Annotated in this window: 21 protein-coding genes; 11 read left to right on the top strand and 10 right to left on the bottom strand. The window is 67.2% G+C overall.

Annotated features, from left to right (window positions below; translation table 11 throughout):
* Nucleotides 1-17: 17 nt before the first annotated feature.
* Complete coding sequence (locus tag ACFWU5_RS15970) at nt 18-1,097, bottom strand: FecCD family ABC transporter permease (protein ID WP_379267676.1); 1,080 nt, start codon at nt 1,095-1,097, stop codon at nt 18-20.
* Nucleotides 1,098-1,174: 77 nt separating this feature from the next.
* Here ACFWU5_RS15970 and ACFWU5_RS15965 point away from each other — a divergent pair, with 77 nt between their 5' ends.
* Nucleotides 1,175-1,870, top strand: coding sequence for a hypothetical protein (locus tag ACFWU5_RS15965; RefSeq protein ID WP_379242094.1), 696 nt, complete (start codon nt 1,175-1,177; stop codon nt 1,868-1,870).
* 101 nt (nt 1,871-1,971) lie between these two features.
* Here ACFWU5_RS15965 and ACFWU5_RS15960 read toward each other — a convergent pair whose 3' ends face one another.
* The 4 genes from ACFWU5_RS15960 to ACFWU5_RS15945 form a co-directional block, all read right to left on the bottom strand.
* Nucleotides 1,972-3,393 carry a wax ester/triacylglycerol synthase family O-acyltransferase gene (locus ACFWU5_RS15960; protein WP_379267675.1) on the bottom strand — a complete coding sequence of 474 codons (1,422 nt, stop codon included), beginning with the start codon at nt 3,391-3,393 and terminating at the stop codon, nt 1,972-1,974.
* Nucleotides 3,390-4,427, bottom strand: a complete 1,038-nt coding sequence (locus ACFWU5_RS15955; protein ID WP_379267674.1) for an alpha/beta hydrolase — start codon at nt 4,425-4,427, stop codon at nt 3,390-3,392. Before ACFWU5_RS15955 ends, ACFWU5_RS15960 begins: the two co-directional genes overlap by 4 nt.
* A 1,099-nt stretch (nt 4,428-5,526) precedes the next feature.
* On the bottom strand, nt 5,527-6,051 hold the full coding sequence (locus ACFWU5_RS15950) for a pyridoxamine 5'-phosphate oxidase family protein (RefSeq protein ID WP_379242091.1): 525 nt from the start codon (nt 6,049-6,051) through the stop codon (nt 5,527-5,529).
* A gap of 58 nt (nt 6,052-6,109) precedes the next feature.
* Nucleotides 6,110-9,370 carry a BTAD domain-containing putative transcriptional regulator gene (locus tag ACFWU5_RS15945; protein WP_379267673.1) on the bottom strand — a complete coding sequence of 1,087 codons (3,261 nt, stop codon included), beginning with the start codon at nt 9,368-9,370 and terminating at the stop codon, nt 6,110-6,112.
* Nucleotides 9,371-9,500: 130 nt separating this feature from the next.
* On the opposite strand from ACFWU5_RS15945, the gene ACFWU5_RS15940 reads away from it, so the two are divergent.
* Nucleotides 9,501-11,066, top strand: a complete 1,566-nt coding sequence (locus ACFWU5_RS15940) for an MFS transporter (protein ID WP_379267672.1) — start codon at nt 9,501-9,503, stop codon at nt 11,064-11,066.
* A gap of 68 nt (nt 11,067-11,134) precedes the next feature.
* Here ACFWU5_RS15940 and ACFWU5_RS15935 read toward each other — a convergent pair whose 3' ends face one another.
* A complete protein-coding gene (locus ACFWU5_RS15935; RefSeq protein WP_379267671.1) occupies nt 11,135-11,749 on the bottom strand; it encodes a maleylpyruvate isomerase family mycothiol-dependent enzyme in 615 nt (204 codons plus the stop codon).
* A 69-nt stretch (nt 11,750-11,818) separates the two neighbouring features.
* Here ACFWU5_RS15935 and ACFWU5_RS15930 point away from each other — a divergent pair, with 69 nt between their 5' ends.
* Nucleotides 11,819-12,757 carry a MerR family transcriptional regulator gene (locus ACFWU5_RS15930; RefSeq protein ID WP_379242087.1) on the top strand — a complete coding sequence of 313 codons (939 nt, stop codon included), beginning with the start codon at nt 11,819-11,821 and terminating at the stop codon, nt 12,755-12,757.
* A 9-nt stretch (nt 12,758-12,766) separates the two neighbouring features.
* Here the strand turns inward: ACFWU5_RS15930 and ACFWU5_RS15925 are convergent, their stop codons facing one another.
* Nucleotides 12,767-13,279, bottom strand: coding sequence for a L,D-transpeptidase (locus ACFWU5_RS15925; protein ID WP_379242086.1), 513 nt, complete (start codon nt 13,277-13,279; stop codon nt 12,767-12,769).
* Between the two features lie 155 nt (nt 13,280-13,434).
* The gene (locus ACFWU5_RS15920) at nt 13,435-13,815 is read right to left on the bottom strand and encodes a winged helix-turn-helix transcriptional regulator (protein WP_379242085.1); all 381 of its coding nucleotides are present in this window, start codon (nt 13,813-13,815) and stop codon (nt 13,435-13,437) included.
* Between the two features lie 99 nt (nt 13,816-13,914).
* On the opposite strand from ACFWU5_RS15920, the gene ACFWU5_RS15915 reads away from it, so the two are divergent.
* Complete coding sequence (locus ACFWU5_RS15915) at nt 13,915-14,322, top strand: RidA family protein (RefSeq protein ID WP_379267670.1); 408 nt, start codon at nt 13,915-13,917, stop codon at nt 14,320-14,322.
* A gap of 204 nt (nt 14,323-14,526) precedes the next feature.
* A complete protein-coding gene (locus ACFWU5_RS15910; RefSeq protein WP_379267687.1) occupies nt 14,527-14,946 on the top strand; it encodes a PaaI family thioesterase in 420 nt (139 codons plus the stop codon).
* Nucleotides 14,947-14,978: 32 nt separating this feature from the next.
* On the opposite strand, the gene ACFWU5_RS15905 is transcribed toward ACFWU5_RS15910, so the two are convergent.
* Nucleotides 14,979-15,551: an exonuclease domain-containing protein gene (locus ACFWU5_RS15905; protein ID WP_379267669.1), complete on the bottom strand. Its 573-nt coding sequence runs from the start codon at nt 15,549-15,551 to the stop codon at nt 14,979-14,981.
* 68 nt (nt 15,552-15,619) lie between these two features.
* A complete protein-coding gene (locus tag ACFWU5_RS15900) occupies nt 15,620-16,108 on the bottom strand; it encodes a hypothetical protein (protein WP_379267668.1) in 489 nt (162 codons plus the stop codon).
* Between the two features lie 190 nt (nt 16,109-16,298).
* On the opposite strand from ACFWU5_RS15900, the gene ACFWU5_RS15895 reads away from it, so the two are divergent.
* The 6 genes from ACFWU5_RS15895 to ACFWU5_RS15870 all read left to right on the top strand — a co-directional run bounded on the left by ACFWU5_RS15895 (nt 16,299) and on the right by ACFWU5_RS15870 (nt 20,737).
* Complete coding sequence (locus ACFWU5_RS15895; RefSeq protein WP_378557353.1) at nt 16,299-16,601, top strand: urease subunit gamma; 303 nt, start codon at nt 16,299-16,301, stop codon at nt 16,599-16,601.
* Nucleotides 16,602-16,610: 9 nt separating this feature from the next.
* Entirely contained in the window at nt 16,611-16,922 is a 312-nt protein-coding gene (locus tag ACFWU5_RS15890; protein ID WP_379267667.1) for an urease subunit beta, read from the top strand.
* 57 nt (nt 16,923-16,979) lie between these two features.
* On the top strand, nt 16,980-18,701 hold the full coding sequence (locus tag ACFWU5_RS15885) for an urease subunit alpha (RefSeq protein WP_379267666.1): 1,722 nt from the start codon (nt 16,980-16,982) through the stop codon (nt 18,699-18,701).
* A 115-nt stretch (nt 18,702-18,816) separates the two neighbouring features.
* Complete coding sequence (locus tag ACFWU5_RS15880) at nt 18,817-19,338, top strand: YbaB/EbfC family nucleoid-associated protein (protein WP_379242073.1); 522 nt, start codon at nt 18,817-18,819, stop codon at nt 19,336-19,338.
* 86 nt (nt 19,339-19,424) lie between these two features.
* Nucleotides 19,425-19,754 (top strand): type VII secretion target, encoded by a 330-nt coding sequence (locus tag ACFWU5_RS15875; protein ID WP_379267665.1) that lies wholly within the window; start codon nt 19,425-19,427, stop codon nt 19,752-19,754.
* 2 nt (nt 19,755-19,756) lie between these two features.
* Nucleotides 19,757-20,737 (top strand): hypothetical protein, encoded by a 981-nt coding sequence (locus ACFWU5_RS15870; protein ID WP_379267664.1) that lies wholly within the window; start codon nt 19,757-19,759, stop codon nt 20,735-20,737.
* Nucleotides 20,738-20,759: the final 22 nt, after the last annotated feature.

Below are 20,759 nucleotides of genomic sequence, written 5' to 3'. Positions count from 1 at the left end.
TCGCAGCTCGATCTCACTCACAGCGACACCAACTTCTTGCGGCGCACCAGCACGATGAAGAACGGCGCACCGACCGCGGCCAACATCACCCCGACCTGCAGTTCGCCCGGCCGCGCCACAACCCGTCCGGCGATATCGGCCACCAACAGCAACAACCCGCCCAGCAGCGCCGAGTACGGAATCAACCACCGGTTGTCGGGCCCGGTGATCGTGCGCGCGATGTGCGGCACCACCAGTCCGAGAAACGCGATGGGCCCGACCGCCGCGGTGGCGGCACCGCTGAGCAGCACCACCGCGACCAACCCGAACGCCCGCGCCCGCCCGACATCCACGCCGAGCCCGCGCGCGACATCGTCGCCCAGGCTCAACAGGTTCAGCCCCGGCGCCGCCGCGATCGCCATCGCCAACCCGACCACCAGAAATGGCAGTACCTGCCAGAACACCCCGGCGTCGCGCCCGTTCACCGTGCCGACCACCCAGAACCGGTAAGTGTCCAGCGCCGCGTTGTCCAGCACGATCACCGCATTCGTCATCGCCTGCAAAAAGGCAGTCACTGCGGCACCGGCCAGGATCAGGCTCAACGGGCTGGCTTTGCCGCCGCCGATCGAGGACACCCCGAACACGATCACCCCCGCGATCGCCGACCCGGCGAAGGCGAACCAGATGTACTGCGCGGGCGCGGTGAACCCGAAAACGAAGATGCTCAGCGCCGCCAGAAACCCGGCTCCCGCATTGAGTCCTAACAATCCGGCATCAGCGAGCGGATTCCGGGTATACCCCTGAATGAGCGCGCCCGCCACGCCCAACGCCATCCCGGCGACCAGGGCAAGTGCGGTGCGCGGCAGACGTAGCTCACGCACGATTTCCTCGGCGGTGGAGCGGGCCGGGCATCGGAACGGGCCGCCGTCACAGCCGAGACCGTGTACGAGCGCGTCGAACACCGTGGTCGGTGACAGCGAGCGAGTGCCGATGGCAATGCTGGCGACCACTGCCACGGTGAGCAACACAACGAGCAGAAGAAGCCCGGTCAGACGACGACGTCTGACGGCCCCAGGGTGAATCACGGCGACGAACTTCTCCTGCCTCGAACCGGACATGACTTGTCGAGTCTGGTAAGCCTAACCTATGTTCCGAGACATCATCGTCACGGGAACCAACCGTTCGAGGAGGTTCGATGTCCGAGCCCGTCACCACCACGTCCGTGTCCACCGCCGCGTTCGACCGCGCCTGTGCCAGGTTGCAAGCCCTGCAACCCGAACATCCGCGCGTGTATGCCGTCGCGGCGATGAGCGGACAGGGTAAACGGCGATGGTGGCATATTCCGAACGGGCTGTCCGAGGGCCGCGTCGAACTGATGTATCGCAGGCACGCCGCGGAGATGATCAATGACGACATCGCCGCCGAAGTCGTGGCCACCGCACTCATCCACGCGGTCGCGGGCCGAGTCACCGCGCTGTTCGTGATGGACGCCCAGGCGTGGGATCCCGGTCGCGACAACCTGTGGATCCACCACGACAACGACGGCGGCATCGACTGGGCCGGGCTGACCGACACCACGATCCGGGTCGTGGACTGCGATCCCGAACCCGGCGCGGTCGCGTTCCCCTGTGAGGCGGCCATGGCGGTCTGGCTCGCGCAGCGGTGCGCCTCGTCGCTGATGCCGTTGCAGTCGGTGCTCACCCGGTGCTCGGGGCTGTCGGCTCGCCGGTTCTGGGCGCTGGTCGGCGAATCCGTTGTCGGCGCGGCTACCTACGTGCCCGATCTGGCTCGCGCGGATGCCGCCGCGGGGGCTCGCCGGGGCCAGTTGCTGCTCGGTGCGTTCGAGGAGCGGGGTCTCGCGGTGCGGCGCAGCAGCTGCCTGCAGCGCTAGCGGTTGGACGGATGATCACCAGGCTCTGACGCAAATATCGGCCGAGAAGGATTTTGCGTGGTTGCCTGGTGATCGAGTGTCCAGGTCGAGTCCCGCCGGGTTCAGGTGCTGGTGGGCGCCGGAATGCCGAACGCGAGCAGGGCGGCGGCGAGTTCGCGGAAGGACGCGAGCAGTAGGTCGCCGTAGTGCTGCGGGTCGGGCATCATCGCGGCGTTCGTGGTGACCGCGATGACGATCTCGTCGCCTTGGGAGGTGATCAGGTGGCGTAGGCCGTCGCCGTCGAGGATGGGCAGTGAGCCGACGACGCGGGTGATCGGTCGGTCGCGGAAGGTGAGGGTGTCGGTCACCGGGGGGATGTTGCTGATGGTGGTGTTGCACAGTGGGACCGTGGGGGAGTCGTCGAAACGGCGTTGGGCTCTGGCCCAGCCCGCGGCGCGCAGCAGCAGGGCGGGTGCGGTTTCGACTAGGCGGTCGGTGCGCTGAACGACCGGGTCCCTGGTGCGCTTCTTGGCCGCGCCCGCGGAGTCTTTGATGGCTCGGAGTCGGGCGATCGGGTCGGTGATGTCGGTGTGCAGATCCACGATCATCTGGGTGAGTTGATTGGCTGAATCCCATTCGGCCACACCGCGCATGGACATCGGCACCATCGCCGCCAGTGAGCCGTCGGGTGTCTCGTCGCGTTCGGCCAGGTAGGTGGCCAACGCGCCCGCGATGGTGGTCAGCATCAGGTCGTTGACCGTGACGCGTTGTGGCGCTGCGGCTTTCGCTGCCAGTACTTCCTTCATGGGGATCGGCAGCAGGTGAAACGTCAACTCCGAGTGGATGTCTCGGTTGAACCTGGTTGCCGGACGCAGGGGGACAGGCTCTTTCATCGTACCGAGGGCCTGTAGTTCGTCCTTGGCCGCCCGCGAGCGGCGCAGTCCGGCGATGAAACGCACCGGCGCCGACGTCAGCGCGCCGACCGTCCGCACGGCGGCGGATATCGGCCGAGCTCGATCGAGCTGAACCGAAGGCGCGGATTTCGTGCCGAACAGTCGCTGTTCCAGCTCCCTGGTCGCGACACCGTCGCCGACGCTGTGGTGGAACTTCAGCACCACGATCGTGGTCGCACCCGGCATCGCCGGCACGCCTTCTACCCCGTCCATGACATGGATCTCCCACGGCGGACGCGTGAGATCCATTCGCGCCGAAGTTATTTCGGCGATCCGGGCGCGGGCATCATCCCATGTTGCAGGCCGTGTCAACGTGATGTGCTCGCGTACCGACAGCGTGGGGTCGGGCACCCAGTACGGCAGATCCAGGTCCATCGGAACCCGCCGCAATCGCCGGGAGAACAGCGGCGCGTGCCCGATACTCGTGCGCGCCCAGGCCAGCACCTGGTCGGTGGTCAACGCGGAGCGGCCCGAGGCGTCGGCGAAGTACACCGCGACGACATTGGACACGTGCCGGTCGGTCTCGTCGTAGACGAACACCGCGTCGCGCGGGCTCAGCCGCTGGGTGCCCACCCGCAGTTCAGCGCTCATATGCCGAGTGCCATGGCCATCATCGGCCAGGAGGTGTGCAGGTCGTCTTCCCAATAGCCCCACGAATGGGTGCCGGTGGGCCGGATGTTGTAGGTGATGTTCGTGCGCCCGAGTTCGCGCGTGCGGTGCGCCAGACTGGCGGTGCAGTACGCGGTCGCGGCCTCGATGCCGCCGCCCACCAGCATCTGATTGGTGAGGATGTTCGACGGGTTCTTGCCGTTGATGTGCACGCGCGGATTGGTCAGCGTGTCGTGCGGGCCGGGCAGCCCGGTGCCCGCGGAGACGTAGATCGGGATATTGGGCAGGCGATGTGCCTGCACGTAGGGGTCGTGTTCGCGCCAGGTCGCGTCGTTGTCCGGGCCCCACATGTTCTCGGTGTTCCCGCCGCCCATGCGCACGACCAGCGAGACGAAGGCTTTGCCGATCGGGTCGCTGGTCATCGCGCAGCCGCTGTACGCGGCCACGCTGCGGTACAGGTCAGGGGCCTGAATCGCGAGATCGAGGACCGAGGTGCCCGCCATCGAGATGCCCGCGAGGGAGTTCTCGCCGGTGGTGTCGAACGCCGCGTCGATCACCGGCGGCAGTTCCTGGGTGAGGAACGTGGTCCACATGTTGTTGCCGTTGTTCTCGAGGTTCTTGGCCAGTCCCTCGTCGGGCCGCTGCCAGTCGGTGTAATAACTGAAAGCCCCCTCCATCGGGGTCACCACGTTGACGTGCTTGTCGGCGAAGAACCCGTCGGCATCGGTCTGACCCTGCCAGTTGGCCGCATCCTCGCCGCCGCCTGCGCCGTTGAGCAGATACAGCGTGGGCGCGGGGCGCGAGGTGTCGGTCGGTCGCAGCACGCGCAGGGCGATCGTGCGATCCATCGCGGGCGAGTAGACCTCGAGCTCGGTGACCTGGCCGGATGCGGTCTGGCTCACCAGTCGTGCGCCCGGTGTCGCCGACGCCTGCGCGCCGTCGATGAACACGGGCGTCGTGGCGATGGCCAGGGCACAGGCGGTCGACATGATGACGCGGAGCATTTCGTTGTTCATGGTGTTGCGAGCCTGCTGACTTCTCGGGCGGAAGCGGGGGCCGACCGATGGCCGACCCCCGTACCGCGCTGAAACTACGTGCGCTGGAACTACTTACCGGGGGTGGGCGTGCCACCGCTGAGGCTGATCAGTGCCTGGATGAACGGCAGGGCGGTGTTGCTGAGGCTGCCCGCAGCCGACGACAGTGGTTCGAAAAGGGAACCCATGTTTTTACTCCTGATGGTGAGGGGGAATTACGGGAAGAATGCCTGCGCCGAGCCGAGGAAGGTCGACAGCAGGTTGTCGCCCTCTTGCGCGGAACCCAGTCCCGAGATGGCGATCAAAAGCAGGTCGGTCAACGAGCCCATGTGTATTTCCTTGCCTGATGAGTGATGAAGATGTGTGCCACGCCCGCGATTACGGGGCGTACGGGCCGCCGCTCGCGCTGATCAGCGCATTGAGGAAAGGCGTCACGGCCGCACTGAGACTGCCAGTGCCGGTCGCGAGAAATTCGTACAACGATCCCACGTGTTACTCCTGAGAGGTATTGATGCAGCCCTGCGGCTGAACGACGGTGCCCACGGTTGGCGAATTACGCGAAGAACCCAGCCAGCGAGCCCATGAACGTCGGGAGCAATGTATCGGCCACCGCGAGCGAGCCGTACCCCTCCAGGAAGGCTGTGAGCAGCTCTTGGAATGAGCCCATGATCTTTCTCCTTGCATTCGCTACCAGATGTGACGCCGGTAACGTAGCGCCGTTGGCGAGGAGTGGCAACCGGGCGTTTCACTCACTTGGATTCGTTCATTTTTTTCTTCCTGATGGAAGCTGCTCGGCGCTTGCCCTCGTGAGTCGTCACACTGCATGTGACCAGTAGTTACTGCGACTGCGTGAAACAGGTATATCCGGTACTGCCAGTACTGGGCGTGTTTAGGTGCATCTGTCAAGGGGGATAGATCTGTCTTGACGGGCCGGTCGGTTCGTTCGGCGTCATAACTGAGGGGACGCTGGTGGGCGACGAAGCCCGTTCGGCAAATTTGATGACCTGCCACGCCCACGTCGCGGGAAGAAATGCATATTTGCTATGAAAAGTGGAGATTTGGCGAAAGTCTCGGGCGGTGATCAATTCCCCTGATTCGAGCTCCGCCAGATTCGCGCGGGAATTCCGGTGACCAGATCGCGACGGCGCAATACCTGGATCCGCCACGGCTGCAGCCGCAGCACCGCGAATTCGGGATCGGTCGGCCCGCGCCAGAATTGACCGGGGTCATAACCCGCACCCGGCGGGCTGCCGTGGCGGTACAGGTCCCAGACGTGTTCGCGTTCGGCGGGGTCGTCGGTCCAGGTGGCCACGGTGTCGACCGAGACCGTGTTCTGGGCCGGGCTCCAATAGGAAAAGGTGACGTGTGGATTTCCCGCGATATGCGCGGCTTTCACCGGCGTGCGATAGGTGCCGAGCCAGCCGAGGGGTTGTTCGGAATCGGTCTCCCACACCGGGATCAGCACTCGTGACCGTGGCCGGCCTTTGGTGTCGACGGTGGTCATGGTGGCGTAGTTGATCGCGCCGACGATGCTGTCGAAGTCGGGTTTGATATCGGCGAAGGTGTGGACGTGGGCGCGGCTTCTGGTGCTGTCGGTGTGTGTCATGGGTTCACCGTGCCGGGGCGGGCTTCGGAGGAACTCAGGGTCGACTCGAGGTCTGCGCTCAGGGGTTCGCGGGTTGCGCTGTGTGCAGGGTGGTGGGGTCCAGCGTGCGGCCCGTGGCGAGTTCGGTCGATAGGGGCAGTGCCCCGATGTCGGCGATGATGCGGGCTTCGATGCGGTCGACATCGCCGCGTTCGGCATCGGGCAGTGGGGCGCCGGTGGACCGGCGGAGGGCGTCGGCGGCGCCGAGAAGGTGGGCGGCGTGCGTGGAATGCCCTGCCAGCGAACGGGATCCGGCCAGACCTTCCAGCGCCAGTGCGTGGGCGCGTGGGTCGCCCGTGCGCAGGGCGCTGTCGAGGCCGCGCAGGTGCAGCTGTTCGGCTTCGATGGCGTCGCCGGACAATTCGGCGGTGAAGCCCAGTTCGGCGAGGATCAGCGCGGCGCCGAAGTGCGACCCGGCGCGTAGATGCCAGTCCAGCCACGCGCCGAGGTATTCGCGGGCGGCGGGCAAGTCACCTCGGCGCCGGGCGACCAGGCCGAGGCCGAGAACGGCGGACTCCTCCCCGACGAGGTGGCCCTGGTCCACGGCGACCTGACGGGCGCGTTCGTGCAGTTCGGCGCTGTGCTCGAGCTCGCCGCGCAGTAACGCGAGCCGACCCAGCGAGGTGAGTCGTTCGCCGACTTCGGTCCACAGGCCCAGTTCTTCGGCGGTGGTCAGGGCGGCGCGGTGGTAGTCGCGGGCGGCGTCGAGGTCGCCGGTGACTTCGGCGTGGCTGCCGAGCAGGAAGTCCGCGATGCCCTGGCCCCAGCGGTCACCGGTGCGGGCGAACAGGTCCCTGCTGCGTCGCGCGTGCTCGCACAGTCCGGTCAGGTCGCCGCGGCCGAACGCCTCGCGCGCCAGTGACGCCGAGGCGGCCGCGACGCCCCAGTCGTCGTCGGCGAAGGCGATGAGCAGGTCCGCGGCGTCGTCCATGTCCTGGTGGGCGGCGAAGCCGGAGTGCGCGTGGGCGAGGTACCAGCGCGCGCGCAGTTCCGCGGGGCCGGGACGTGGCGCGGGGTGGTGCGTGGGTTCCGCCGACCGGGTGCCCGCTGATTCGGCATGGCCCGCGCCCAATGCCAACGCCCGGCGCCACAGCAGGGCGACCCGACGTGCGGTCGGGTCGGTGTCGCCGGGCACCGCGAGGGCGACGTCCAGGGATCGGATGCCCTCGGCCAGCCGTCCCCGCATCACCCAGTACCAGGCCAGGGCGTTGACCAGGCGTAACGCGTCAGCGGATCTGCCTGCGGCACGGGCTGTTTCGAGTGCTCGGCGCAGATCGGGGGACTCGGTGTCCAGGCGGGACAGCCAGCGGCGTTGGTCGGCGGTGCGCAGGTGTCGGTCGGCGCGGTCGGCGAAGTCGAGGTAGTAGGCGAGATGTCGCAGGCGCGTGGGGGATTCCGCACCGCTGTCACGCAATCGGTCGACACCGTAGGCGGCGATCGATTTCAGCAGCCGGAAGCGCGGGCGAACATCGGTGGTGGGGGCGATGATCAGGGACCGATCGACCAGTCGCGCGAGGATTTCCGCGACATCTCCGGTCGCGATACTGCCGCCCGCGCTGACCGCCTCCGCCGACTCTAGAGTCGCGCCGTCGGCGTGAACCGAGAGTCGTTGCAGCACTGTGCGTTCGGCGTCATCGAGCAGTTCCCAGCTCCAATCGATCACCGCGCGCAAGGTGCGCTGCCGGTCCGGCGCGTCCCGATAACCGGCCGACAGCAGGGTGAATCGGTCGTCGATGCGTTCAGCGAGGGTGTGTACGCCCAGCGCGCGAACCCGAGTGGCGGCTAGTTCCAGGGCCAGCGGCAGTCCGTCGAGGTGGGCGACGATGGTGGCGATCGCGGCGGCATTGTCGTCGGTGACGGTGAAACCGGGCGTGCTCGATCGGGTGCGTTCGACGAAAAGCTGTGCGGCGGAGGAGAGTTGCAGGTCGGCCACCGATGTGGAGTCGGCCGCGTCCGCGGTCCGCAGTGCGTCGGGAACGGCCAGCGGGGACACCGGCCAGATGTGTTCGCCGGCGATGTTCAGTGGCACCTGGCTGGTGACCAGTACCCGCAGTTCGGGTGCGGCGGCGAGCAGGCGTGACACGACCCTCGCGGCCGCATCGGCGACGTGCTCACCGTTGTCCAGCACGAGCAACAGTTGCTTGGCGCGCACCGTCTCGGCGAGGTGACTCAATTGAGAGCCGTTGTCCGGCACCGGGAATGGACTCGACGGGGCAGAATCGTCACGAACCTCGAATGCGGCTGCGACAACTTCGGTGAGCGCTCGCAACGCGTTATCCGGATCGCTGTCCACGCACAGCCCCGCCAGCTCGACGAACAGCACGCCGTCACGCGCGGGATATGTTGCGGCACTAGCTAATGCGAGTCGAGTCTTGCCCACGCCACCCGGCCCGACGAGCGTTACCAGCCTTTCGACGCCCAGCAGCGCGCCGATCGCCGCGAGATCGTCCTCGCGCCCGATCAACGAGGTAGCCGGAACGGGCAGATCGCGACGCGGCGTCACCGGCGCCGCGGCAGGCCGAACCGGTGCACCCAGCGCCGGATCCTGTTCCAGCACAGCACGATGCAACGCGGCCAGCTCCGGGCTGGGGTCCAGGCCGAGCTCCTCGGCGAGGTGATCGCGTAACCGCCGGTAGGAGTCCAGGGCCTCCCCGTGCCGCCCCGATCGGTACAGCGCCAGCATGTGCGCGCCACGCAAACGTTCACGCAGCGGATGCGTTTCGGTGAGCTCGCCGAGTTCGTCGGCGACCAGATCGTGGTCGCCCAGCGCGATGCGGGCCTGCGCGTGGTCCTCGACGGCGGTCAGTCGCTGCTCCTCGAGACGCAGCACCGGGATTCGCGCGAAGTCGTGATCGGCCAGATCGGCGAGCGCATCCCCACGCCACAAGGCCAGCGCTTCGGCGAGAAGTGTTGCGCGAGTGCTGATGTCGTCGGTGTCGCGGGCGCGGCGCAGCAACTGCTGGAATACCTGGGAGTCCACCGAGCCCGCGGCCACGTCCAGGAGATAGCCGGGGGAGCGCGACACCAGCAGTTCCCGGCCGCCTGCTTCGGCGTCGCCGAGCACGCGCCGCAATTGCGAGGCGCGGGTCTGCAGCGACCCGGCGGGATTGGCGGGCAACGCCGTACCCCACAGGTCGTCGACGAGCCGGTCGGCGGGCACGACCCGTCCCGGTTCCACCAGCAGCGCCGCGAGCAGCACCCGCACTTTGAGCTCTGGAATGCGGACCGGGCGCGCGTCGTCGGTCCATACCGCCAACGGCCCCAGCACTCCGAAACGCATGTCACCCACCCTAAACGGGTGCGCACGGCACGACAGCTCGAGGCCGTCTGGAGTCGACCCGAAGGGATTCCGAAGCCCGCCCCGGCAAGGTCGGTCCCAGTTCGCATCATCGCCGAAAGGGAACCTCCTGATGTCCGAGTTCACCGAAATCCCCGAGCGGGCAGGCACCCGCCAATGGCTGGGCCTTGCGGTCCTGCTGCTGCCCACGGTCCTGCTGTTCCTGACCATGACCGTGCTGTTCCTCGCCACCCCGTACATCGCCGCCGACCTGTCACCGGGCAGCGGTCAACTGTTGTGGATCAACGACATCTACGGCTTCGTCATGGCCGGATTCCTGGTCACCATGGGCACCCTCGGCGACCGACTCGGTCGACGTCGACTACTGCTGGCCGGTGCGGCGCTGTTCGGTCTGGCGTCGGTGCTCGCGGCCTTCGCGCCGAACGCGGAAATGCTGATCACCGCGCGTGCGGTGATGGGTCTGGGCGCGGCCGCGGTCATGCCCGCCACCCTGTCGCTGATCACCACCATGTTCCGTGACGACCGGCAGCGCGCCACCGCGATCGGTCTGTGGGCCGCGTCGGTGTCGGCCGGTGTGGCACTGGGCCCGCTGCTGGGCGGGCTGATGTTGGCGTCGCTGTGGTGGGGTGCGTCGATGCTGATCGGCGTGCCGGTGATGGCATTGGTGGTTCTCGCGGTGCCGTTCCTGATCCCCGAATACCGTGCGCCACAGGCGGGTCGGATCGATCCGCTCAGCGTCGCGCTGTCGTTGGCCGCGCTGCTGCCGTTCGTGTACGGCGTGAAGAAGCTGGCCGAAACCGGTGCCACGGTCGAATCTCTGCTGCCCCTGGTCGCCGGTGTGGTGTTCGCGGTGATGTTCGTCCGCAGGCAACTGCGCCTGCCCGACCCGATGCTCGACGTGCGCCTGTTCACGAACCGCACCTTCAGTGGTTCGCTGAGCGTGTACATGCTCGCCGCCATCGCTCTGGGCGGGGTGTACCTGCTGTTCACCCAGTACCTGCAAATGGTCGCCGCCCAGTCGCCGCTGCAGGCGGGCCTGTGGATCCTGCCCGCCGCGATCGGCCTGGTCATCGTCTCCACACTCACCCCCGCCATCGCCGCCCGAGTCCGCCCCGCCTACCTGATCGCCGCCGGCCTGGCGGTGTCAGCAGTGGGTTACCTGGTCCTGGCCCAGGTCGACAGCGTCGGCGGCCTACCGCTGCTCATCGTCGGTTTCTACATCCTCTACCCCGGCATCGCCCCGGCCATGGCACTGATCCCCGGCCTGGTCATGGGCGCGGCCCCACCGGAGAAGGCGGGCGCGGCGTCGGCGGTGGAAAGCACCGCCAGCGACCTCGGCGTCGCCCTGGGCGTGGCCTTGCTGGGCAGCGTGGGTGCCGCCGCCTACCGCGCCGGAATGTCGGATGCCGAAGGAGCCGCCTCCGAAACCCTCTCCGGCGCACTGAGTTCCGCAGAAACCCTGCCCGCCGACCTGGCCGAATCCATGATCGCCGCAGGCCGAGAAGCCTTCACCAACGGCCTTAACGCCGCCTCCTGGACCGCCGCGGCGCTGTCAGCCGCGGGCGCGGTGCTGGCAGTGACGTTGCTGCGCCGAATCTCGGCCGGCGCAACCTCGGAACCTGAACCAGCGGTAAGCATTTCAACCGATACTGTCGACCGCCCCACCGTCACCGCCTGATCCTCGACATCTCCCGCAGTCCGCAGCACCGGTCAGCCGCCGCTGCGGACTGCTGCGTGGTCTGAACATCACCGGGATAACCGATCGGGGAAGGTTCGACCGGTGACCACCATCAGTAGCTGGGCAGCGGTGCCGGAGATCGGGGTGCCGGCGCCCGCCGTCCACGTCGCGTCGGTGGTGGTCAATTCGTATCCGGCGAGGCGTGTTCGCGCGTGAAACGGCGAACCCATCGTCCAGACGCGCTCGAGAGACATTCGTGCGGCTTCCGGTGGCATCACTCGGTCGATGCCGAGTGGGACGGCGATGTCCTGACCGTGCACCAGCAGGTCCATCAGGCGATCGATCGGTGTGGTGCCGATCGGCGTGGCCCGGGAATCGACGGTGCCTCGGAGTTCGGACAGCAACTCGGCAGTGGGTGTTCGGTCGGCATGGCGAACCGCCGTGTCATGGATGAGGCGGTCTGTATTACCGTGCGCGCGAACCAGATTCACCACCAGGGAGGCGATCGTGATGCGGGTGGCGAGCACCAGGTGGGCTACCACATCCCGGGCCCGCCAGCCCTCACACAGTGACGCGGTGTCCCATGCCGATTCGGGCAGGTTTTCGAGCAGGGCGACCAGGGTGGTGCGTTCCTCGGCCACCGCCTGCCAGATCGTGTCTTCGGTGGTGCGCTGTCCGGTCATGGTCGGGTCTCCTTCGCGTGGCGTTCTCGGTACCGTAGGAGCTCCACCAGGGTGGAGGTGCCAGTGGAAGTGACTCGGATCACACATCTGACGATCGGGGAGGTCGCGGCCAGAACCGGCGTCGCGGTGCGCACGATCCGGTTCTATTGCGACGCGGGACTTTTGGATGTCGCGCGCACAGCCACCGGGCATCGGATATTCGGTCCTGAGGCGGTGGATCGACTGATGCTGTTGCGCAGGCTGCGGTCGTTCGGCGTCGGCTTGGCCGCGATCGAGGACGTGCTGACCGGCACCCGTTCGATCGCGGAGGTGATCGCCGCCGAACGCGCCGCCGTCGACGACGAACTCGCCGCCCTGTACCGCCGCCGGGCTCTGTTGCACGCTGTCGAGTCGGCAGCGCCTGACACGCACTGCGACCAACTGAATCTGATTGCCGCGGTGGTGGATCCACGCGCGGCCCGGGACGTGCTGGTCACGTTCTGGCGCCGTCAGCTCGCCCCGCTACCGGCCTCGGCCATCGACGGCTTCCTCGGCATGAACGTCCCCGAGTTGACCTCTGACGCCCGCGCCGACGATCTGATCGCCTACGCGGAACTCATTGCGACAGTGTCGAACCCGGGTCTTTCCCGTTCCATGTACGACACCATCCGCCACCGCAGCACCCCCGGCGTCCGTGACGAACGCCGCCTGCTGCTCGACGTAGCGGACGCCTGCATCGCGGTCGCACCCCTGGTCGCCGCGGGTCGAACCCCCGCACCCGGCGCGGAACTGGACCACTACGTCAACATCCACGCCACCGCCCGCGCCCGTCGCGACACCCCGACATTTCGCCGCCAACTCCTCACCGACGCCGCGGGCGCCGACCACCGAGTCCGCCGATACTGGCACCTGACAACCACTCTCACCGGCGAACCCGTCACCTCCGGCGCCGCCCAACTCTGGCTGTTCGACGCCCTCGCCGCCTCGGTACGAAAAAGGGAGGCCGGTGTGCCGGCCTCCCTTTCGTGAATTCGGAACTCAGGCAACAACTTCGACGATGTCGCCCGGTTGCAGCCAATCGTAGTGCGCCTTCGCGCCTTCCGGCGTCAACCGGATGCAACCGTGGGACTGCTCCTCGGTCGGTCCGATGTGATAGGCGATGTCACCGTTGAAGAACACCGCGTACTCCATGGGCGCGTTGTGCAAAGTGCTCCAGTGGAACGGCTTCTTGAACGCCACCTTGAACACTCCGGGCGGCGTTTCGTACCCGGGACGGCCGTGCGACATCGGGCTGGGGCCGAAGGTGACCTTCCCTTCGTCCATCAACCACGCGTTGTTGGTCGACAACTGCAGGCACGCACGGGCTTTCTCGCTGCACGGCGCCACCACCGGTTCGGGCGGCGGCGGGGGAACGATGGCGGGCACGCCCGGTACATCGGGCCCGCCCGGCCACAGTGGTTCGGCCTGCACGGGCGCTGTGACCGCGGCCCCGACGACCGCCGCACACATCGCCGCCTGCACGGCCCACCGGGGAATTCGACTGCTACTCACGAAATCTTGCCTCTCTCGCCGCGCTCACGCTGGCCGTCGAACGCCCAGAACATGAGCTATCACCATCGACACAAGCCTCGGAACCACATAGAGGTACAGCGATCATGGAGTATTGCGATCGTGTTGAGCAAACCCGGGGTGGGGCTACCGGCGCGTCACTTGTCGAAGTGCCGCCGCGAGGTCTCGATATCGGCGAGGTAGCGCTGGGTCCACGCACACATGGAGTCCACTGTTGTGCGCAGTCCGCGGCCGGGTTCGGTGAGCCGGTACTCCACGCGCGGTGGGACCGTGGGGAATACGGTGCGTTCGAGCAAGCCGTTGCGTTCCATCATGCGCAGGTTCTGGGTGAGCATCTTGTGGCTGATGCCGTCGATGCCGTTGCGCAGTTCGCTGAACCGCAGGGTCTGGTCGCCGAGCGTTTCGATGATGAGCAGGGCCCATTTGTTGGCGATATCGGAGAAGATCTCGCGCGCCAACGAGTCGGCGCGGCCGATGTCGGCATCCTCGGGCAGGCCGCTGAGCTGCTGGGTAACCATCGGGTTCCTCCGTTTCGAAAAAGTGCGTTCTTCCACGTCAGCGATCACTCTCCTATGGTTACTGAGGAACCGCAAGTGACTGAGTGAAAGTAGGAAGCAATGTCCATCACCCTGGTGAACCCGAAGGATCTGCCCGCGATCGACCTCTACCGTCAGGTGGCGGTGGCGACCGGTTCGCGCACGGTGTACATCGCGGGGCAGGTGTCGTGGGACGCCGACGGGAACACGGTCGGCGCGGGCGATCTCGCGGCCCAGATCGCGCAGTCCTACCGCAATGTCGGCATCGCGCTGGCGGAGGTCGGTGCCACATTCGCCGACGTGGTGAAGTTGACCGTCTACGTCGTGGACTGGACGCCGGACAAGATGGGTGCCTTCGTCGACGGGCTCGCCCGAGCCGCGGAAAGTCTCGGGATGACCCCGTTGGCGCCGGGCACGCTGATCGGTGTCGCGGCGCTGTCGGACCCCGACCATCTCGTGGAAGTCGAAGCCGTCGCGGTTCTCGATTGACGCTGCGCGGGCAAGGAGTTGACTACTTAGGTAAGCCTGACCTATGCTCAACTCGGCGTACGGATGAGCCGGTAGTCCCGAGGGCTGCGGTCGACTCCGCCATCCTGCCGCGGCGGGCCCCGTCTTCACGACGGTGCCCGCCGCTACGTCTTCCCGGGTGCGGCACGGCGTTTCGGATGGTGTAAACCGGACGGTATGAGCGAAATGCCGCTGTCGCTGGCCGACGTCACGCCCGAACTGATGAACAAGGCCAGTGAAGGCACCTTCACCGACCTGATCGGTCTTCGCTTCACCGAGGTCACCCCCGACCGGGTGCGCGGCGAATGGGACGTGCGGCCGCAACTGCACCAGCCGGCGGGCATCCAGAACGGCGGCGTCTACTGCACCGTCATCGAAACCCTGGCCAGCGTCGGCGGCGGCGTCTGGTTCGGCGACCGCGGCACGGTCGTGGGCGTGAACAACAACACCGACTTCCTGCGCGCGGTCCGCGAAGGCCTGCTCACCGCCGAAGCCACCCCGATTCACCGCGGCCGCAGCCAGCAACTGTGGGTCGTGGTGGTCACCGACGCGGACGGCCGCCTGGTCGCACGCGGACAGGTCCGGCTACAGAACCTCGCGGCCTGAAGTTCGCCCGTCGAGACGCGCAGCGCCGTCCCTCAGTCGACCGTGGTGATGCGCCAGCTGTCGCGGTCGAGCACGTTCACGACCAGGGCGGCGATGTTCCAGGCGTCGTCCTCGCCGCGGTGGTGGGTGCCGTCGAGGGGGAGTTCGGCCAGCTTCAGCGCCTTGTCCATTCCTGGTCGACGGCGCAGGGCGTGGGACTCGGTGAAGACCAACTTGGCGTTGGTGTGGTCGGGGCCGAAGGGGTAATCGACGCCGGTGGCGGCGCATTGGGTGCGGAACTGGTTGCGGTCGTAGTCGCCCCAGCTCGCCCAGGGGCGGTCGCGGGCGGCGAACTCGGTGGTCAGTAGACGGCAGGCCTGGGCGAAGTCGATGCCCTGGTCGACCTGTTGCTGGGTGAGGGTGGTGAGTTCGGTGCAGAACTCGCTGACCGTGGACCGGGTCGGGCGCACGATGATGCCGTGCTTGCTCAGCCGGGTTCGGGTGGCGAGATCGACTACGGTGATGCCGATTTCGATGATCTCGTTGGTCTGGCCGGGAGGTGGGTCGCCGGTCCAGCAGGTGGCTTCGACGTCGACCACGTTGAGTAGGCCGGTCCAGTTGGTCATGGGGTGACGGTACGTCGGCTATCGGATTCGGCGCCAATGGGTTTCGTTGGGTCGGTGTTGGGGTCGTCTTACTCCTCTTCCGAGTCCTCGGTGGGTGTGGTCTGTGTCGTCGTCTCGGTCGTTTCTGTCGGCGTGGTGGAAGTGGTTGTGGGGGTTGTTGTTTCTGTTGTCGGTGGGGGAGTGGTCGTCGTCGTCGGCTCAGGCTCGGGCTCAGGCGGCGGGGGTGGCGGTGCCGGGGCCGGTGGGGGAACGAAGTGTGGAGTACGGGTCACCGGGGCTATCGGCGCGGGGGCCGGAGGCGCGGGTTCGGGACGCACTTCCGGCGGCACTGCGGGGGGCGGAAGAACCACGGGCGCGGAGGGCGGTGGCGGCGTGCGCGCCCGTTGATGCAACGCGTCGCCCACCTGGTCGGGTTCGATGACCACCGCTTTGGTGCGACTGACCGAGGTGGTCGGCCGCTGATTCGACTCGGGTTCCGATGTCCGGAACGGCGCACACGCCATACCGACCGCCAGCAGCGCGGCAGCGGCCACCGCGGCGAGGAGGTGCCTGACCATGGAACATCACCTGGTTTCAGTGACGGATTTGTCAGCAATGTTGGTTGGCTATCGCCGAGAGCGGGCTTTTCGTTAACATCGCGTAAACCGCGCGGGGGTAGTCCCCGGTCAGGGTCTCGGCGGTCGCCGCGCCGACGCGGGACATGCCAGAATGTCGCTCACCGACCACGATCCGCACAGGAGAGAACGTATGCGCTTGTCGCCGCACGAGCAGGAACGGCTGCTGTTGAGTTACGCGGCCGAGCTGGCACGCCGCAGGCAAGCGCGGGGGTTGAAGTTGAACCATCCCGAGTCGATCGCGTTGATCAGCGATCACGTGCTCGAGGGCGCGCGCGACGGGCGGACGGTGGCGGAGTTGATGTCGTCGGGGCGGTCGGTGCTCACCCGCGACGACGTGATGGACGGCGTGCCGGAGATGATCCATGACGTGCAGGTCGAGGCGACGTTCCCCGACGGCACCAAGCTCGTGACCGTGCACCACCCGATCGGATAGGCGACGCCCATGATTCCCGGTGAGTACTTGTGTGCCGAGGGCACGATCGAACTGAATGCCGGCGCGGTGCGTGTCGAGCTCGAGGTGGTCAATACCGGCGACCGGCCCGTGCAGGTGGGCAGCCACGTGCACTTCCCACAGTCCAACGCCGCCTTGGCCTTTGATCGCGAGGCCGCGCACGGCCATCGGCTCGACATTCCCGCCGGGACCGCGGTGCGTTTCGAACCCGGCCTGCCGCAACGAGTTTCGCTGGTCCCGATCGGCGGCACCCGTGAGGTCTACGGCATCAGCATGAACCCGCCGGGGCACCTCGATGCCTGAGTCACACGAAAACCATTGCGCGGCAGCAGCGTCGCCGCGACGTCCGGGAGAGAACCGATGACCGAACTGAGCCGCGCCCGCTACGCCGAACTGTTCGGTCCGACCACCGGCGACCGAATCCGCCTGGCCGACACCGACTTGCTCATCGAGATCACCGAAGACCGCAGCGGCGGACCGGGACTCGCGGGCGAGGAGGCGGTGTTCGGCGGCGGCAAGGTGCTGCGCGAGTCGATGGGGCAGTCGCGCGCCACCCGTGCCGACGGCGCTCCCGACACGGTCATCACCGGCGTGGTCATCATCGACCACTGGGGCATCATCAAAGCCGACGTGGGCATCCGCGACGGGCGAATCTGCGGCATCGGCAAGGCGGGCAACCCCGACACGATGACCGGCGTGCACAAAGACCTGGTGGTGGGCCCGTCCACGGAGATCATCGCTGGTAACGGCCGTATTCTCACCGCGGGCGCGATCGACTGCCACGTGCATTTCATCTGCCCGCAGCTCATGGACGAAGCCCTGGGCGGCGGCATCACCACCCTGATCGGCGGCGGCACCGGCCCCGCCGAAGGTTCCAAGGCCACCACCGTGACCCCCGGCTCCTGGCACCTGGCGCGGATGCTGGAATCCCTTGACCACTGGCCGATGAACATCGTGCTGCTGGGCAAGGGCAACACGGTCAGCCAGGAATCCATGTGGGAGCAATTGCGCGGCGGCGCATCGGGTTTCAAGCTGCACGAGGACTGGGGCTCCACCCCCGCCGCGATCGACGCCTGCCTCACCGTCGCCGACGCGGCGGGCGTGCAGGTGGCACTGCACTCGGACACGTTGAACGAGGCCGGTTTCGTCGAGGACACCCTCGCCGCGATCGCCGGGCGCGGTATCCACGCCTATCACACCGAAGGCGCGGGCGGCGGTCACGCACCCGACATCATCACTGTCGCTTCACATCTCAACGTGCTGCCCAGCTCCACCAACCCCACCCGCCCGCACACGGTGAACACCCTCGACGAGCACCTCGACATGCTCATGGTCTGCCACCACCTCAGCCCGTCGATCCCCGAAGACCTGGCCTTCGCCGAATCGCGCATCCGCCCTTCCACCATCGCCGCCGAAGACCTGCTGCACGACCTGGGCGCCATCTCCATGATCGGCTCGGACTCGCAGGCGATGGGCCGCATCGGCGAAGTGGTGATGCGCACCTGGCAGACCGCGCACGTGATGAAACGTCGCCGCGGCGCCCTGCCCGGCGACGGCGCGGCCGACAACGCCCGCGTGCAGCGCTATATCGCCAAATACACGATCTGCCCGGCGGTTTCGCACGGACTCGACGACGAGATCGGCTCGATCGAAGTCGGCAAACTCGCCGACCTGGTGCTGTGGGAGCCCGCGTTCTTCGGCGTGCGCCCGCACGCCGTGCTCAAGGGCGGCATGATCGCCTGGGCCGCGATGGGCGACGCCAACGCCTCCATCCCCAGCCCGCAGCCGGTGCTGCCGCGCCCGATGTTCGGTGCCGCCGCCCCCGCCGCCGCGGCGACCTCGCTGCATTTCGTCTCCGAACAGGCCATCGACGACGGCCTCGCCAACCGCTTGAACGTGCGTCGAAAGTTGGTGCCGGTCAAGAACGCTCGCCGCGTCACCAAGGCCGACATGCCACACAACGACGCCATGCCACACATCGAAGTCGACCCCGACACCTTCACCGTGCGCATCGACGGCGAAGTCTGGGCCGAAGAGCCCGCCACCGAACTGCCGATGGCGCAGCGGTACTTCCTGTTCTGACGGGGCCCTGCGATCGTGTCGCAGGCTCGAGGTAGTCTCGGCGCGATCCGAGCGGGGCGGGTTTGGGGCGCTCCTAGTCGGCGACAGCCGGGCACCGGCGGGAGGGGCGCGCAGCGTGGACGACTTGACCAGTGCCGCTGATGATCTGGCGCGGTGGGCGCAGGATCTGGAACGTCAAGCGGAGAAATACCAGCAGCTACACGGCCAGATGGCGCAGGTCAGTGTCACCGATACCTCCGCCGACGGGCGGATCAGCGTGACCGTCGACGCCGACGGATCGACTACCGCGATCACCCTGACCCCTGCGGTGCGCGGGATGGACCCCGCGGCCGTCGCGACCGAGTTGATGGCGTGCACGCGGCGTGCGCAGTCGCGGCTGCGCGAACGGGTGACCGTTCTGGTGCACGACATGGTCGGCACCGACGAGGCGGGTGCGGCGATCGTGGGCCAGTACAACGACCGATTCCCTGATCCCGAGGCGCCCCTGAGCACGCCTGCGCCGATGCCGCCGGCCGAGCCGTGGCCGCCGGTCACGTCGGCCCCACCCACCCGCAAGCCCGACCGCGACCGGGTCGTGGCACCCGACGAGCCGTCCGAAGAAGATCTGTTCTACCAGCGCAAATCCTGGCTGCAGTAGGCACCGAACCTTCCGAAACAAGGGGCGCCTTCAACCAGATCGAGAACTGCGGACTCGACCGAGTTCGCCGGAGAAGGGATCTCGGTGTGACCAGTGTGTTGAATGTGAATCTCGAGGCGATCAGGTCGCAGGCCTGCTCGGTGGACGAAGTCGCCCGCGGGGTGGCCACCGCGCTCGAGGCGGCCGACTACCTCGCCCACGCCGACGACGGTTACGGCCTACTACTGAAGCCGTATGCGGTGGCCACGCTCAACGCGCTGCACGACGAGATCACCGAAACCCTCGCCCTGCTCGACAGTTCGACCGCGCAGATGCCCGAGAAACTGCGCACCGCCGCCGACACGTTCGAATCGTGTGACACCACCCGCGCGGGCGAGCTGAAGGTCGTCGCCGCCGAGATCGACAGCAGGGCCTGACCATGGCCGACGGACCCAACGCGGCGGGCCGATTCCTCAACCAGCACACGATCCTGCCCGGCACGGTGAGCAGCTTCGACGACGGCGAAGCCCCGCAGAACGACCTGCTCGAAGGCGGCGTCGACTACCGCAACAGCTACTACCAGGAAAGCAATTTCCTGTTCAGCAATGTCGGTGTTCCGCAAGGCGGGGACGAGCCCAACGCCGGCATCATGAAAGGCACGCTGCACGGCGACACCTGGGAGAACGGACTCGGCCTGCACAAGGCGCTCACCGGTGACGGCTCGGTCCTGGACAGCACCGAGGCCATCGCCAAAGCGGCCAGTACAGGCCATGATTGGTACGACGCGGCGTCGATGTTCGGCAAGGCGATCAAGGGCACCTCCACCCTGGCGAAATTCGATCCGTTCAACTTCCTGGGCACGCAGCTGATGGGCTGGATGCTCGAACACGTCGAACCGATGCGCAAGTCCCTGGATTCGATCTCCGGCAACCCCGACATGGTCAAGGCCTATAGCGATTCCTGGGCCAAGATCGCCGCGCACCTGCAGACCACCGCGCAAGCGTGGGCGGGCGCGCTGGACACCGGCATCGGCGATTGGGCCGGCTGCGCTGCCGAGGCGTACCGGAAGAAGGCCACCGAACTCACCGGCCGGATCGCCGAGAAGGCGGCGATCGCCGACGTGCTCGCCAAGTGCAACGAGGGCATGAAACGGGTCGTGGAAACCGTGCGCACGATCATCGTCGAGATCCTGAGCAGTCTGGCGGGGATGCTGGCCGAGGCGACCGCGATTCTGCTGGTGTCCGCGGGCACCGCCACGCCCGCGCTGATCGCCCGCGCGCTGTTCGAGATCTCGTTCGCCACCGCGAAGGTCGGGACTCTGCTGTTGGAGCTTTCCCAGGCGATGATGTCGTTGAAGTCGATGGCCTTGAACGCGGCCACGCTCATCCGCGGCGTGACCGAGGTCGAGACCGCGAAGTAGATCCCGGTGTCTACTCGCGGTC

This window comes from Nocardia sp. NPDC058640 (assembly GCF_042716995.1).
GTDB lineage: Bacteria > Actinomycetota > Actinomycetes > Mycobacteriales > Mycobacteriaceae > Nocardia.
The sequence above is the reverse complement of the archived record's forward strand: the minus strand, read 5'-3'. Positions and strand labels throughout refer to the sequence as shown.